A 13,743-nucleotide genomic window follows, 5' to 3' on the forward strand; every position below is an offset into this window, starting at 1 on the left:
ATCATGTCGATGTCGCTGCAACCTGGGACGTTCAAGTCGTTGATTAAGGTGGCCGCAGAGCAGGTTATCGCCAGTGCGCCGGAGCTGACGAGCCTGGATCAGGCGATCGGCGATGGTGACCACGGAATCAACATGAAGCGCGGATTCGAAGCGGTTCTGGGCAAGCTCGATGCGATCTCCGCGCAACCGCTCGACGAGGCGCTGAAGATGATCGGCAAGACCCTGGTGATGACGGTCGGCGGCGCGTCCGGGCCGCTTTACGGGAGCTTCTTCCTCGCCGCCGGCGAAGCGCTCTCGCACGACAAACACTTACCGGACGACCTCGCGGACGTTTTCGGCAGTGGCGTGAACGCGGTGAGCGCGCGTGGCCGGTCGCAGGCCGGTGAGAAGACGATGCTCGACGTGCTTGTTCCCGTCCTGGAAACGCTGAGGACTGCGGCCGGCCAGCCGGATCTGATCGCGCGCGTCCGGACCACCGCTGCCGAGGCGGTCGAGCGGACCGCGCCGATGCAGGCCACCAAGGGGCGGGCGTCGTTCCTCGGGCCACGCAGCGTCGGGCACGTCGACCCCGGCGCCCGCTCGAGCTGCGTACTCGTGCAGGCGGTCTGCGCGAGCCTGGAGGGACAGCAATGACCGACACTGTGGGTATCGTGATCGTCTCGCACTCGAAGGACATCGCCAAGGGCACCGCCGACATGGTGCGGCAGATGGTCGGCAGCGAGGTCAAGGTGGCTTTTTGCGGCGGCAATCCCGACGGCGGATTGGGCACCAGCGTCTCCCTGATCATCGACGCCATTAATGATGCCTGGTCTGCCAAGGGCGTCGCAATCCTCGTCGACCTCGGCGGGGCCGAAACCAACAGCGAAATGGCGGTCGAGATGCTGGAGCCTGCGCGGCGCGATCTCGTTGTCGTATGCAACGCGCCGATCGTCGAGGGCGCCGTGATGGCGGCAACCGAGGCCGCAGGCGGCAGCTCACTGGCCCAGGTCAAGGCCGTGGCCGAGGAACTCTCTGCCGACTGAGACGTCGGCGAAGCGATGATGGAAGATGAGCATGCTGGACAAAGCGGACGGAAAGATTTTCACCGGAAATGTGCGGCTGGTGCACGCGGTTGGCATGCACGCGCGCCCCGCGGTCAAGCTGACCAAGCTCGCCAAGAAGTTCCAGGCCCAGATTTCCGTGCGGGTCGCAGGCGCGGCCGAGTGGATCAATGCCAAGAGCGTGGTCAAGATCATGGCGATGCGTGCGGCCCACGGCAGCACGATCGAGATCAGGGCGTCCGGCAGTGATGCGGAAGCCGCCGTTGCGGCGCTGGTCGACCTGATCGCAACCGATTTTCCGGACGGGGCTTAGCAGCATGCAGGGTAGCGCGACAGGACTGGCCTACCGCGGCAGAACCGCCTCGATCGGCTTTGCCCATGGCCCGCTCGTCCGGGTCGGCGCGGACACCAACGGCGAGCGTGTCGCGGGCAACCTGGCTGAAGAGGCGCTTGCGCTTCGTGCTGCGATTGACGCGGCAAGTGGGCAGATCGCGGATCTCGCCGGGATCGCCGGCGGCGAGGCTGCACAGATTCTCGAATTCCAGGTCGCGCTGCTGGAGGATGAGGATTTCATCCAAGCGATCTTCGCATCGATTGGCGATGGCGATCCGGCGGATGTCGCATGGCGTTCGGCGCTCGACGCGCAGATCGCGGACTACAATTCAGCTGCGGACGAATATCTGAAGGCGCGCTCTTCGGACCTTGCGGACCTGCGCGACCGCGTGATCAACATTTTGCGGGGCGATGGGGGCCCGGCGCTGGAGATTCCGAGCGGCGCCGTCGTCTGCGCCGACGATCTGCCGCCCTCGCGATTCCTGGAGATCGACTGGTCCGGCGGCGGCGGTCTGGCGCTCTTGCGTGGCAGTCCCACGAGCCACGTCGCGATGCTGGCGCGCGCGCGGGGCATTCCCATGGTCGTGCAACTCGGCGCCATTCCGGACGTCAGAGCCAACGCGCTGCTCGATGGTGAAGGCGCGACGCTCGAGCTCGATCCCAGCGCGGAGCAGGTTCGCCTGTTCGAGAAGCGGCGCGAAAGCCATCGCAAGAGCAGGGCGTCCGCCCGTGCGATCCTGCGGCGGCCCACCGCATCATGGCGCGGCGAGCGGATCAAGCTGTTTATCAACATCCAGCGCGTCGACGATCTCGAGCATCCCGACGCGCAATATGCCGATGGGATCGGCCTGATGCGCACCGAGTTTCTGCTGACGGAGAGGGGCAGTTTGCCCGATGAGGAGACACAGTTTCAGGCTTACGATGCGGTGCTGCGTTGGGCCGACCAGCGCCCGGTCACCATTCGCACGTTTGACGCGGGCGGCGACAAGCCGGTCGCCGGCTTTACGCTGGACGGCGAAGCCAATCCGTTCCTCGGAGTTCGGGGCTTGCGGCTTTGCCTGGCCCGGCCCGAGATCTTTGCCATTCAGCTCCGCGCGCTGGCACGGGCCGCCGTGCGCGGAAACCTCAAGGTCATGTTTCCGATGGTCACGTCTGCGGCTGAGCTCGAGGCGGGGCGGAAGCTGTTTGCCGATGTCGTGCAGCGCTTGCAGGCGGACGGCATTGCCGCGATGCTTCCCGAGCTGGGAATCATGGTCGAAGTCCCGGCGGCGGCCCTGGCTATTACGAGCTTCAAGACGTCCTTCTTCTCGATCGGCTCGAACGATCTCGCGCAATATGTCCTCGCCTGCGATCGTTCCAATGGAGCGCTTGCCCCCTTGATGGACCCGCTGCATCCGGCGGTGCTCGAATTGATCGCGCGGACCGCCGAGCATGGGCGGCGCGCCGCGATCAGCGTCAGCCTATGCGGCGACATGGCAAGCGATCCGCGCTGCCTTCCCGCATTGCTGAATTGCGGCTTGCGCGAGCTATCTGTGAATGCATCGGCGCTCGCGCAGATCAAGCAGACGATCGACCGGCTGAGCAGCGGAGGGGGCCTTGACTGACACGGCGATCGATGAGCCGGCAGAAGCCGGCGCTGTTGCAGTTTACAAGCGCATCTTCAAGGAAGTGCTGGAGAGCCGCCCCTCGGGCATGCGGCTGCGTCTGGCGCATGCCATTGGGAAGAACCGCAGCTTCGTCAGCCAGATCAGCAATCCCGCCTATCCGGTGCCGATACCCGTGCAACATCTCAATACGATCTTCGATGTCTGCCACTTCCCTCCGCAGGCGAAGACCGCCTTTCTTCGCGCATATGCACGCGCGCATCCGCGCCGGATCGGCCGACTGACCGAAGGATCGCATGAGCGGACCTTGACGCTGCATTTGCCAGATCTCGGCAGTGCGAAGCGGAACGCCGAGCTCGATGCGCTGCTCCAGGAATTCGCGCGGCGCTTGATTGCCATCATGCGGGAAAAATAAGGCGTGAGGCCAAAGGGAAGAAGCGGGGAGGAGACAATGAAGAAGTTCATCAATTCGGTCGACGGCGTGCTTGCGGAGAGCCTCGACGGACTTGCGGCCGCGCATGCCGATCTCGTCGCGCTTGGGCCGGAGCGGAAATTCGTGCGGCGCCGTGAGCTGAACCCGAAGAAGGTCGCACTCGTCTCGGGCGGCGGCAGCGGGCATGAGCCGCTGCATGCGGGCTTCGTCGGCTATGGCATGCTCGACGCCGCCTGCCCGGGACAGGTCTTCACGTCGCCGACGCCGGACCAGATCGTCGAGGCCGCTCAGGCGGTTTCGGGTGAGGCCGGCGTGCTGTTCATCGTGAAGAACTACGCGGGTGACCGCATGAATTTCGAGATGGCGGCCGAGATCGCCGAGGGGCTCACGGCGACCATCGTCACCGACGATGACGTCGCGGTCGAGAACTCGACCCACAGCATCGGGCGTCGCGGCGTGGCTGGCACGCTCATCGTGGAGAAGATCGTCGGCGCGGCAGCCGAGAAGGGCGCCGACCTCAAGGGCTGCGTTGCGCTCGGCGAGCGCGTCAACGTGCGCACGCGTTCGATGGGCGTGGCGCTGACGAGCTGCACGGTCCCGGCTGCGGGCACGCCGACCTTCTCGCTCGGCCAGGACGAGATGGAGATGGGGGTCGGCATTCACGGCGAGCCGGGACGCCGCCGCGTCAAGCTGGAGCGGGCAGACGCGATCGCGGACGAGATGACGACGGCGATCGCGCAGGATCTCGACGCGCGCGACGGGGCCGAGGCCCTCCTGCTCGTCAACGGATTTGGCGGAACGCCAACGATCGAGCTCTATCTGATGTACAACGCGGCCCGCCGGATGCTTGAGAAGCGCGGCTTGCGCATCGCTCGCTCGCTGGTCGGCAGCTTCGTCACCTCGCTGGACATGGCCGGGTGCTCGCTCACCGTCAGCCTGCTCGATGCTGAGACGACCGCGCTCTGGGACCATCCCGTGCGCACGGCGGCATTGAAATGGTAATCGCGGTTGTGAGCGGCAGGTGATCGCTTTCGCGCCGGCGAAGGATCAGCGGCGACGGCCCACTCCCGCTTCGGATTGTGCCAGTCTTCCCTCACTGAAACTTGCCGCGTCTCGCGGACACGGCGTCTCTTTCGCATTGACTGGGAAGCGTCGATGCAAAGTGTGTTGCCTCAAAGAAAACGCAGCGATTTGGAAACGTACCCCTTGACGCCGATGTCGATCGCGGTTGCCACGAATACAGGATCGTCGTTGACGCTAAACATCACGATGCGCGCTTCGGCATCTCTTCCAAAGATCTGTCGAGCGAGCTCCATGCCGGAGACGGATGGCAGGTTGATGTCTATGGCGCAGACCTCAGGAGGTCCGGCAATAAAGGACGCCAATCCACTGGCCGCATCTGCCGCTCCTGTGACGATGAAGCCTGCCTCGTCGGCAAACAAGGCCTGGCAAGCAGCTATGATGATGGGATGATCGTCGACGATCAGTACTCGCATCAGGCTCCGTGCAGCGATATTGGTGGCCTAGACGATGTTGCAGTAACGCGCATCGCAGGCGGACATTACCGACGGATTACGACCGCGAGGCCCGCGCGGCCTCAACGTGCTGAAGGGATGCCGAGAATGATTGTTCTCACCATGCGTTGAAGTTGGTGACGAGTTGCTTATCCAAGGACAAGCTTTCCATGCCACTGGAAAGCAAAATACCGCTTCGGTTATGGTGTCCACTCCCGGGCATGTTTCGTTTGTGGTGCAAGAAGTGCCCGATCTCGTGCGCCATTACACCAATGAACGCTTCGCCAAGATCGAACACGGGCGGATTACCTTGGTCAACAACCACGAATACCTGCTCATCAGGCAGATACTCCCCAGCCGCCTCAGTATCCATTGCAGCATAATCACCGACCAGAAAGCAGGTGAGATCGGCGCCGCGCCTCTTCAATGGTGCGATATCCTTTCGAAAAACATCCCGCGAGATTTTTGGTCCTAAGGCTTTCTGGACCGTAATCCATTTGGCATCGACCAGCGTGAAAAAGATGTTCGTCTGAGCCCCGAAGACCCAGTTCAGCCTGGTGAGGAACCAGGGCACGTCATCCGGCGTCCATTTCGTGGCGTTGATGACTTTGCCTGACTGATCGAGGTGCTTGAGAAATCTGAACGCGATCGTGAAGTCTTTGCGCTGCAGAATGGCGACCTCCAACTTGATGGCCGTGTTCCGGAATACCGACACCTTTGGCAACGACCTTGAGGCCGCGCGCACTGCCATCCAGTCGCGCAGTGCGATACAGCGCTGTACGCAGGCGCAGCAATTGATCATCGCGCTCCTGACCTTTTTGCTCTCCATAGCGACTGTTGATGTATTCCCGAGCGACGCGTTCGACTTGCTCGAAACGCACATCCTCAACCTGTAACCGGTCGCGATCATACGATAGGTGAACGTCCTTGCTGTTGCGCAGGCAGACCAAGTTGAAGCCTCCCCGAGGAACGATCATGAAGCTTTGCGCCGCGTACACACCAGAATCCTGCAAGAACTGAGCGAAGCTTGCCATAGCTTTCCCAAACCTTAGATCACGATAGTGTCGCGCTCGGACCACCGCGCCGGGGATAACCATCCGTCACCATTGCTCGCCGGTTGAGCCAGCAACATACTGGAAATTAGCCATGCGGGGCAATGCGCTGGCGTCGATTTTGCGGTCTGGACTTCGTTGGCGGTTGCGAGGGCGAGCGAGTTGTACGTCGAGTGGCTATTCTGACAGCGGATGTCGTTAGCTATTCACGCCTTATGGCGGTGACGGGCGCGGCGCGCTAGCGACGCGGAAAACCGTCTGCCAAGACGTCGTAGACTCAACGATTGCGAGCCACGGCGGGCGCATCATGAAGACTACCGATGACGAGTTGCGGTTCATTAGGTATACTGGCGATGCGTGCCGTCTGCTCTTCGACGGAAAACCATGCCTGGCGTTGGCGACACATGGAAACGCAGCAACACAACTGCCGATTTTCATCGGGGAACATCATATGCTCCCGGCTGGATGCGGGCCGCACGTGAAGGAGAATCCCGGCAAATCTTCCCGACTACACCGGCCGAAGTCCAGTTAGGAGTAACCTGCCGTTTCTTTTGCCGGAGCGTAGCCGGACGACTATTGCTCAACCACGCAAGGAAGGTAGGTCATGCCACTGACCGAAGGCGACGTCCTGGACACACTCAGCGACTCGGTTGCGCTTGGCATCGAGTTTTACGTCGACAAGATCCATATCAAGGGCGAGTACTTAACGACAGTTCGCGATCACATTCGTGCCGGCAATATATTGGTGAAGGGCGGCACTCAGGATCTCGCCTTCTACGATCAGGCCACGGATATTCTCTTGACGCAGAAGAAGTCGCCTCCCGCAAATGATAGCGATCGGGCGCTGCTCCTGCATGAATGCGTCCACGCCATGATCGACGTCTATGATCCTGACGGCGCTGTTACGCGCCACATGGGCGAACTGGCCGCCTACCTCACTCAAACGACATATAGCGTTCGCAGGAATCCGTCGTCTAACCGCAACGGCACCGCCCCCTGGGACAAATTCTGGGGCGACCTCTACGCCACGGTGCGCGCCAACAAGCTCGACACCAGCGCGGGCAACGGCGTCCGGATCCCGTCGGCGACGCTCGAAAATCTGCGCCGGCAACTCGCTGCGCTGCCTTTTGTGAACTATGGAAAGTTCGCTAAAGAGGCGACCGGCGTGTCGGATGGGCTGATCCGCAGGAACTTATTTCTGTCGAGCGATGAACCTGTGTCCATGCGATCATCGAGCGTTTCCCACGAAGCTTATGTTGATCCGAGCGATGACTATTTGATACGCACCTTGATGGATGCCTACGCGAGCACCGATGTTAGAGGTTATGGCAGCCGCCTGCGCCGGCTACGTCGTGATTTTCTCTATTGCTCGCTGTCTCGCGCCCATGAGCTCCAGAAGAGGTTCTCGGTGCGGAAGCGTGGAGACCGGCTCTCCGAACTGTTTCACGATCGCCTGTCGCATGGCGGCCGCGCAATTCTTCTCCGTGTGCTTGCGCTGCGAAGCTGACCAGCACGCTGGACAAGTCGGAAAAGTGCTCTCAAGAGGAAGAATGCGCTACCGCACCGCGTCGAATTCTCGGTGTGTTGGTGCATCATTAAGTAGACTCCCGACCACTCCTTTGCAGCGGATTCTAGTCCAGGTGCCTTGCGCGCAGATCTTGAAGGTCCTTTTTCAATGCCACCAGATCTAGCCCGCGAGGAAAAGTGAGGCGTCCAGAGCGGATCACGAGCCGGACATAAGGATACCGTTCTTCGGCAAGCATCGGAGAACTAATCTTGTACTTGTGCCAATCTTCGACGATGTGTGCCTGTTGTTCGACGTTGTATGAGTCCCAGCTATCCCCGGGCGTGTAGTCGTAGCCGGCACCGACCGTCTGCGCCCAGAAGGAGCGTGCCATTGTCCAGTTTGAATCGTTGAACGCCTGCCACACGTGGGTCATTTCGTGCACGAAGAGGTCGCAAATGCGACCGAAGTCGTCGCACAAGAGGCCGAAGGTGGGGCTAGGCGATGCCAGGTTACTGAACGCGACATTGCCAAGATTGATGGCATACCGCATGCTCGGCACCATGGGATTGCTTCCTCTAAAGAATGGTCCATCGTTCGTCCACGGTCTTCCGCCTGCTCCCAGGCCATTGGTAATCGCGATTGTCTCCCATGGCGGCAACGTCGGGCCAAAGACGTTGCGCGCGAAATCCCGTTCGCTGACGTCTAGGACGCGCGCGAAGTCGGGTCGGCTTCCTCCACATTCCGGCGGGGTCGGAGCCGCTGGGGTGGGCGCAACCGGTGGAGTGGGCGCAATCGGTGGGGGAGGCGGCGTACCTGGCGGCAGATAGATGAATCCCCCTCGCCATCCACCTTTCCCGCCGGTCGTACCGGATGAAAACGCAAAATTCTGGCGGTCGGGCGACATCGCGCGGCAGCCTACATACTCGGCCAGGTACCAGTTCACCTGCCGTGTGGCTTGTTGGAAATCGCGCTGTTTGACGAGCCTGATGCCTGGAAAATTGAACTCGATGAGGTCCCAAGGGTCGATGCCGATCCGCTTGGCGAGGGATATCCAGGTCTCGCCTGCCGTCACCGCATGCCGGATTCCTGCTGGCGGTACATAGCTTTCGACGATAGGCTTCAAGGGCCTTTCCTGGTTCGGCAATGTGAGATCTCCCCCCTGCTGGTTCCTGCGGAACTACGCGGTCTCGCAACCAATATCGTGGTCGCCGCTACCTCGAGGCGGTTCGATAGTTCCATTCATTCGGGCCACGAACTGGCAGTGGCAAATCGAGGAGCCTCATTCGTAGCTTGGAGGCGTAGACACGGAGCAATGCCGAACGAGCAATGTCCGCTTTAGCGCCTGCCTTTCGACTTCGAACCGAGCAGATCATGCGTTCCGCTGATGCTCACCGTTCCCGAGCACTCGAAACCACCGAAAATTCCGCAGGAGCCGGTGACCGTAACGCGCAAGTCTTTGCGTTGGTACATGTCGACCGAAATGCCCACGCGCGAAAAGTCGTTCGCGCTGTTCGGCAGGATCAGATCGATGTGCTCTGCGGCCCATTGCGGTATATGCTTGTTGCTCTTCCAGAACAGTTCATTGCCGGCGTGATGCACGAAGTTCGGCCCGACCGTAAGCGCACCGTCCACGCCCTCGAACACGAAGCCTGTTTCGTCGATGTGCACGTTCACCCGATCGGGTGCTACGGCGAAATGCAGCGAGGTGATGTCCTGGGGCTGCGGGTCCTTGCCGAATTGCGAGCTGTAGGCGTCGCTCCATTGTCCGCGGTCGCGCCCGAGCCCGAAGCCGTGGCGGCCCGGGAGATCCCGCGTTGAGAGTGGCTTGTCGGACAGTTTGGGGCGCCAGATCTCCCGAAACCCCTTGCCGATCGTTGCCGCCATCGACAGATCGAGGGCCCAATGCGACGCCTTCTCCGGGCTTTGCCCTTCGGCGAATGCGTCGAATCCGTCCGTCGTCTTGGCAATGCGCAGCTTCTTGATCAGCTCTTCCCAGTCCTTGGGCAGGAAGGTGACGCCATCGAGCGTGGTCGTCGCGGCAGCGACACCATACTTCTCGAGTTGGTGTCGGATGTAGGGCTTCTCGTCATAAAGGCGCACATCCGGGTTGGGGCCGGCAAAGTAGTCGTCCGTGAAGAAGGACTAAGCCACTGATCGGGAATCTCGATTTGGGCTAAGGGGCATTTCCAGATTGCAAGGTTTTGATGCTTTGGGCGTCAGAACCTTGCGATTTGGTTTTCGTGGATTCCCTCGAAGCGGGAAGCATGATTCCTTGTCTGCATCGGAGGGAACGATGCGGCCGAAGAAGCACAAGACGACGGGATCGAACGATCTGTTCCGGGCTCGGCTCGACCAGATCATCAATATGAAGCACGAGCTGGTTCTGCTCGCCGGCAAGGTCGATTGGGACTGGATCGACGGCGAGATCGCGCCGCTCTACAGCGAGAACGGCAGGCCCGGGATCGAGACGCGCTTCATGATCGGTCTGCTGTTGCTCAAGCACATTTACGGGCTGTCCGATGAGGAGGTGTGCGAGCGCTGGGTCCATGACCCATACTTCCAGTTCTTCACCGGGGAAGAGTTCTTTCAGCACACGTTCCCGCACGAGCGCTCGGACCTGAGCCATTGGCGCAAGCGGCTTGGCGACAAGCTGGAGTTGCTGCTGGCCGAGAGCTTGCGGGTAGCGCACGAGGCCGGTGCATTACGCAGCCAGGACCTCAAGCGGGTTACGGTCGACACCACGGTGCAGCCGAAGGCCATCACCTTTCCGACCGATGCCAAGCTGCTGCATGCGGCCATCAAGGGGCTCAACCGCCTGGCGATCAGGCACGGCGTCAGGCTGCGGCAATCCTATGCTCGCATCGCCAAGGCCGCCGCGATGATGGCCGGCCGCTACGCCCATGCCAAACAGTTCAGGCGGCATCAGCGGCAGTTGCGTATCCTGCGTAGCCGGCTGGGCCGGATCATCCGCGACATCCGCCGCAAGATCGAAGGCCAGCCAGCACTGGAGCAGGCGTTCGCCCTCCCGCTCGGCCGGGCCACGCAGATCCGCTCGCAGCAGCAGCGCCAGCGCGGCTGGAAGCTCTATTCCTTCCATGCCCCGGAAGTGGAGTGCATCGGCAAGGGCAAGGCCAGCGCGCCTTACGAGTTCGGCGTGAAGGCCTCCATCGTCACCAACAACCGCCGGGCTCCCGGTGGCCTGTTCGTGCTGCACGCCAGCGCACTGCCCGACAACCCCTACGACGGTCACACCTTGCGGGACGTCATTGACCGCACCGAGACACTCACCGGCTGTCCGATCGAGCGGGCCTATGTCGACAAGGGATACCGCGGCCACGACGCACAAAATCCCCGTCGCGTCTTCATCTCCGGCCAGAAGCGCGGCGTTTTCGGTGTCATCAAGCGCGAGCTGCGCCGCCGCTCCGCCATCGAGCCCATCATCGGACACCTGAAGGCGGAAGGCCACCTCGGGCGCTGCTACCTCAAAGGCCGCGCCGGCGATGCCGCCAACGTCGTCCTCTCAGCCGTCGGACACAACTTCCGCCGCATCCTCGCCTGGCTGAGATATCTCTTGTGCCTGTTCCTGGCCCAGCTATGGCGCACGCTCGCCCGGCCAGCCTCGATCAATCCGGCTTCTTAACGGACGACAAAGTAATTCTTCAAATCGATCTGCGGCCGAAGCATGGTCAGTCGCGCCGCGATCTTCCGGTAAGTGTCGGTCGTCGTCGGATCAGTCGTCGTCATGGAACGCCCTCCGAGCCAATCCTTGCCTCAGATTGGTCTCACCCGAACGGGCTCGGGTTCAATGCCGGCTCGCTCGATCAAGCTGCCGCCCGGCCCAGGTCATTCGAATTCCTGGCGCGCCAGCGCAGTCACTGTTTGAACCTGCCGATCGGAAATGGCGACCACCATCCGTGGGGTAGTGTAGTGTGAACAACGAGGACGATCAAATGTCACTGCGGAGCAGGGTGTTAGACGTACTCAGTGGCCCGGCGGTCGCACGCATGCGGTTCCGGTTTCCGATCCGCGGCAGCCATGTGACGATTGCGCCGCAAACGTTCCATCACGTCGCCCGCGCTATCCGGTTGGGGCAGGTCACCGTCAGACCTCCGACGGATCTCGCGGCAGGCGTTGCTGCACAATACAACGATGTCGCGAGAACCAGGGCGGACGGCACAGCGGTTGCGGCGAACACGCTGGAGGTCGTGTCGGCGACGGGGCGGCTGGACGAGGCCTATATCGTCCACGAAAGCCTGCATGCGGCATATGATCTGTTGCGTACCGGCCTCGATGCCAATGCGGAAGAGGCGTCTGCGTACGTCTGCACGGCGCTCTATTGCCGCATGACAGGCCTGCCACGCCCGCGCTGGGCCAACGGGCCGATCTACGCCAATGCCGCAGAGGTCGCCCGAACGCTGCTGTCCCAGTATCAGAAGGGCGATCCCGGGATTCCCTGGGTCGGCGAGCATGAATGGAAGATGCTGCGTGCAGGTGTTGGCCTCGATCCGGTCTATGCCAGCGGACCCGGCGGTATTCTCACGGGATGGCTCCTCGGCCAACAATATACCCACGACGGCTAGAGTGACGGGGGCCGCATCCGTTTCAGGAAATGGCAGGAGCTTCCAACTCCTGCCGTGCATCGCCAACGGAGCCGACGCACTTGAGCGCGTCATGCGACCAGCAGGCCCAGCTTGCCGACCATCGCAAGCGAGCGTTGAACACTTTCTCGCGTTGACAGCAACAACGGATCGGCAGGCTTCCCGGCACTATCCTTCTGGTCTACCTGGATGGTCGGGCCGAATTTTTCGGTCATTTCGGCCGTGATCTGGTCGATGGTCCGCGCACCGTCGAGCAATTGCAGAAAATCCCTGGTCCGGTCGTCCTCCAACTGTACCGTCTGGTGGAGGAGGTTGGTGACGAGCGGACCTGTTTGCGCTTGTCTTCGTGCGAGCAGGCTCGCCTGCGGATACTCGGTAGCTTCCTTCAACAGAAATGGGCGCGACAGCAGGAAAGAGACCTCGCCGCTGCAAGCCAGGATGAACATTGCCTCCGTCAGCACCTTTTCGGCATCATCCGTGTGCCGGCCGCCCAGCAGCGCGCCGGCGCCATCGAGCAGCTCGCCAAATGATAATGCGCGCGGCCAGGCCCGGCCGAGACATAGATACGCAGCCTTCAAGAGCGGATTGGTTACCGTGACCCTGCTGCCGTCCTGGTTCTCGAATTCCATCGCGGAATCGTCGGTCACGCAGGCGTCGGGGTCAACCGGGTTGGTCGTGCTCAGCAAATGGAACTTGGTGACGAAATCGAGGTCGATCTGGCGGGATAGCGAAATGCTGTCGTGGCAGAGCAATGTGCGCCGAAAGCCGTTGCCGTCGATGAAGTCCTGATATTGATCGCGCGCCATGAACTCGCTCTCCGGGAAGCGCTGCAGCGTCGCGCGAACCTCCTCGGAATAGCCGGCAAGATAGCGTCGTGAGAAATCAGCGTCGCTCAGATATTGCAAGCCGTGGCGGCTTGCGTCTTCGGCAACCTCATGCAGCAGGAGGGCCTCGGCGCCATCATCGAGATCGTCGTGAAATAAGAGCTCGTCGGGGGACTTGAGGACGCGGTTGTACTGGTCGCGCATAACTGCGCCGTGCACCGAGTTGGCCTTCGAGCCGTCGCTCAGGAACTTCAAGATCGCGCGGGCCTGTCCTACCTTCTCCTTCATGTCGGTGAGACGGCGGGTGTGATACCGCATCATGTCGCGGACCAGGTCGCGAAGATGCGAGAACGGGTGCGCGTTGTAGCTGACGTAGCAGACCCCGCGCGGAGCCATGTTCTGCTTGAAGATCATCATCATCTTCTCGCGCACCGCCGGCGGAACCCAGGAATACACGCCGTGCGCTATGATGTAGTCGAATTGCCCGAAGCTTTCGTCGACATTCATGATGTCGCAGTGCAGGAGCTTGATATTGCTGAGGCCCAATGTGGCGATATTTCGCTGGCCGCGCTCGATCGTCACGCCGCTCAGGTCGACACCGACGAATTCGCTGTTTGGATATTGAAAGGCCATCGGCAACAGGTTGCCGCCAACGCCGCAGCCAAGCTCGAGCACCCGGCAACGCTCGACCGGAGCCGCCTGCATGCCGTAGACGGCAGCAATGGTAGCGAGATGGTTCGGATGAGTGAGCCCGTAGACGTGGCCAGGGTAGTAGACCTCGTCGTATGGCGTGGGACCGGTGCTCGGGTGGCGATGCTCGGTTTGAATGTTCATCGTC

At 61.6% G+C, this 13,743-nt stretch carries 15 protein-coding genes; 10 read left to right on the top strand and 5 right to left on the bottom strand.

Features of this window, described 5'->3' with window-relative positions; translation table 11 throughout:
• Window positions 1-9: 9 nt before the first annotated feature.
• From dhaL to dhaK, 6 genes are all read left to right on the top strand, one after another.
• Window positions 10-633 (top strand): dihydroxyacetone kinase subunit DhaL, encoded by a 624-nt coding sequence (dhaL, locus tag BJA_RS17695; protein ID WP_051000397.1) that lies wholly within the window; start codon window positions 10-12, stop codon window positions 631-633.
• Window positions 630-1,022 carry a dihydroxyacetone kinase phosphoryl donor subunit DhaM gene (dhaM, locus tag BJA_RS17700; protein WP_011086355.1) on the top strand — a complete coding sequence of 131 codons (393 nt, stop codon included), beginning with the start codon at window positions 630-632 and terminating at the stop codon, window positions 1,020-1,022. The genes dhaL and dhaM overlap by 4 nt, the downstream gene beginning before the upstream one ends.
• 25 nt (window positions 1,023-1,047) lie before the next feature.
• Window positions 1,048-1,353 carry an HPr family phosphocarrier protein gene (locus BJA_RS17705; protein ID WP_011086356.1) on the top strand — a complete coding sequence of 102 codons (306 nt, stop codon included), beginning with the start codon at window positions 1,048-1,050 and terminating at the stop codon, window positions 1,351-1,353.
• A gap of 4 nt (window positions 1,354-1,357) precedes the next feature.
• Window positions 1,358-2,977: a phosphoenolpyruvate--protein phosphotransferase gene (gene ptsP / locus BJA_RS17710; RefSeq protein ID WP_011086357.1), complete on the top strand. Its 1,620-nt coding sequence runs from the start codon at window positions 1,358-1,360 to the stop codon at window positions 2,975-2,977.
• A gap of 88 nt (window positions 2,978-3,065) precedes the next feature.
• The gene (locus tag BJA_RS17715) at window positions 3,066-3,392 is read left to right on the top strand and encodes a hypothetical protein (protein ID WP_370163087.1); all 327 of its coding nucleotides are present in this window, start codon (window positions 3,066-3,068) and stop codon (window positions 3,390-3,392) included.
• A 36-nt stretch (window positions 3,393-3,428) separates the two neighbouring features.
• Window positions 3,429-4,412: a dihydroxyacetone kinase subunit DhaK gene (gene dhaK / locus BJA_RS17720; RefSeq protein WP_028170688.1), complete on the top strand. Its 984-nt coding sequence runs from the start codon at window positions 3,429-3,431 to the stop codon at window positions 4,410-4,412.
• Window positions 4,413-4,582: 170 nt separating this feature from the next.
• Here dhaK and BJA_RS17725 read toward each other — a convergent pair whose 3' ends face one another.
• Together BJA_RS17725 and BJA_RS17730 are read right to left on the bottom strand one after the other, a co-directional pair.
• On the bottom strand, window positions 4,583-4,906 hold the full coding sequence (locus tag BJA_RS17725) for a response regulator (RefSeq protein WP_011086360.1): 324 nt from the start codon (window positions 4,904-4,906) through the stop codon (window positions 4,583-4,585).
• 136 nt (window positions 4,907-5,042) lie between these two features.
• The gene (locus tag BJA_RS17730; protein ID WP_038967730.1) at window positions 5,043-5,609 is read right to left on the bottom strand and encodes a hypothetical protein; all 567 of its coding nucleotides are present in this window, start codon (window positions 5,607-5,609) and stop codon (window positions 5,043-5,045) included.
• Between BJA_RS17730 and BJA_RS17735 the strand changes: the two genes are divergently transcribed.
• Both BJA_RS17735 and BJA_RS17740 read left to right on the top strand, forming a co-directional pair.
• Window positions 5,596-5,820 carry a hypothetical protein gene (locus tag BJA_RS17735; protein WP_162494080.1) on the top strand — a complete coding sequence of 75 codons (225 nt, stop codon included), beginning with the start codon at window positions 5,596-5,598 and terminating at the stop codon, window positions 5,818-5,820. The two genes, BJA_RS17730 and BJA_RS17735, sit on opposite strands and share 14 nt — an antisense overlap.
• A 760-nt stretch (window positions 5,821-6,580) precedes the next feature.
• A complete protein-coding gene (locus BJA_RS17740) occupies window positions 6,581-7,483 on the top strand; it encodes a hypothetical protein (protein WP_011086363.1) in 903 nt (300 codons plus the stop codon).
• Between the two features lie 124 nt (window positions 7,484-7,607).
• Here BJA_RS17740 and BJA_RS17745 read toward each other — a convergent pair whose 3' ends face one another.
• Both BJA_RS17745 and BJA_RS17750 read right to left on the bottom strand, forming a co-directional pair.
• A complete protein-coding gene (locus BJA_RS17745) occupies window positions 7,608-8,606 on the bottom strand; it encodes a hypothetical protein (RefSeq protein WP_161535485.1) in 999 nt (332 codons plus the stop codon).
• Window positions 8,607-8,818: 212 nt separating this feature from the next.
• The gene (locus BJA_RS17750; protein WP_011086365.1) at window positions 8,819-9,583 is read right to left on the bottom strand and encodes a hypothetical protein; all 765 of its coding nucleotides are present in this window, start codon (window positions 9,581-9,583) and stop codon (window positions 8,819-8,821) included.
• A gap of 193 nt (window positions 9,584-9,776) precedes the next feature.
• On the opposite strand from BJA_RS17750, the gene BJA_RS17755 reads away from it, so the two are divergent.
• On the top strand, window positions 9,777-11,123 hold the full coding sequence (locus BJA_RS17755; RefSeq protein WP_011084757.1) for an IS5-like element ISBj5_B family transposase: 1,347 nt from the start codon (window positions 9,777-9,779) through the stop codon (window positions 11,121-11,123).
• Between the two features lie 364 nt (window positions 11,124-11,487).
• Entirely contained in the window at window positions 11,488-12,063 is a 576-nt protein-coding gene (locus BJA_RS17760; protein WP_236842224.1) for a hypothetical protein, read from the top strand.
• A gap of 89 nt (window positions 12,064-12,152) precedes the next feature.
• Here BJA_RS17760 and BJA_RS17765 read toward each other — a convergent pair whose 3' ends face one another.
• Entirely contained in the window at window positions 12,153-13,739 is a 1,587-nt protein-coding gene (locus tag BJA_RS17765; protein WP_038967728.1) for a methyltransferase regulatory domain-containing protein, read from the bottom strand.
• Window positions 13,740-13,743: the final 4 nt, after the last annotated feature.

Source organism: Bradyrhizobium diazoefficiens USDA 110 (assembly GCF_000011365.1).
Lineage (GTDB): Bacteria > Pseudomonadota > Alphaproteobacteria > Rhizobiales > Xanthobacteraceae > Bradyrhizobium > Bradyrhizobium diazoefficiens.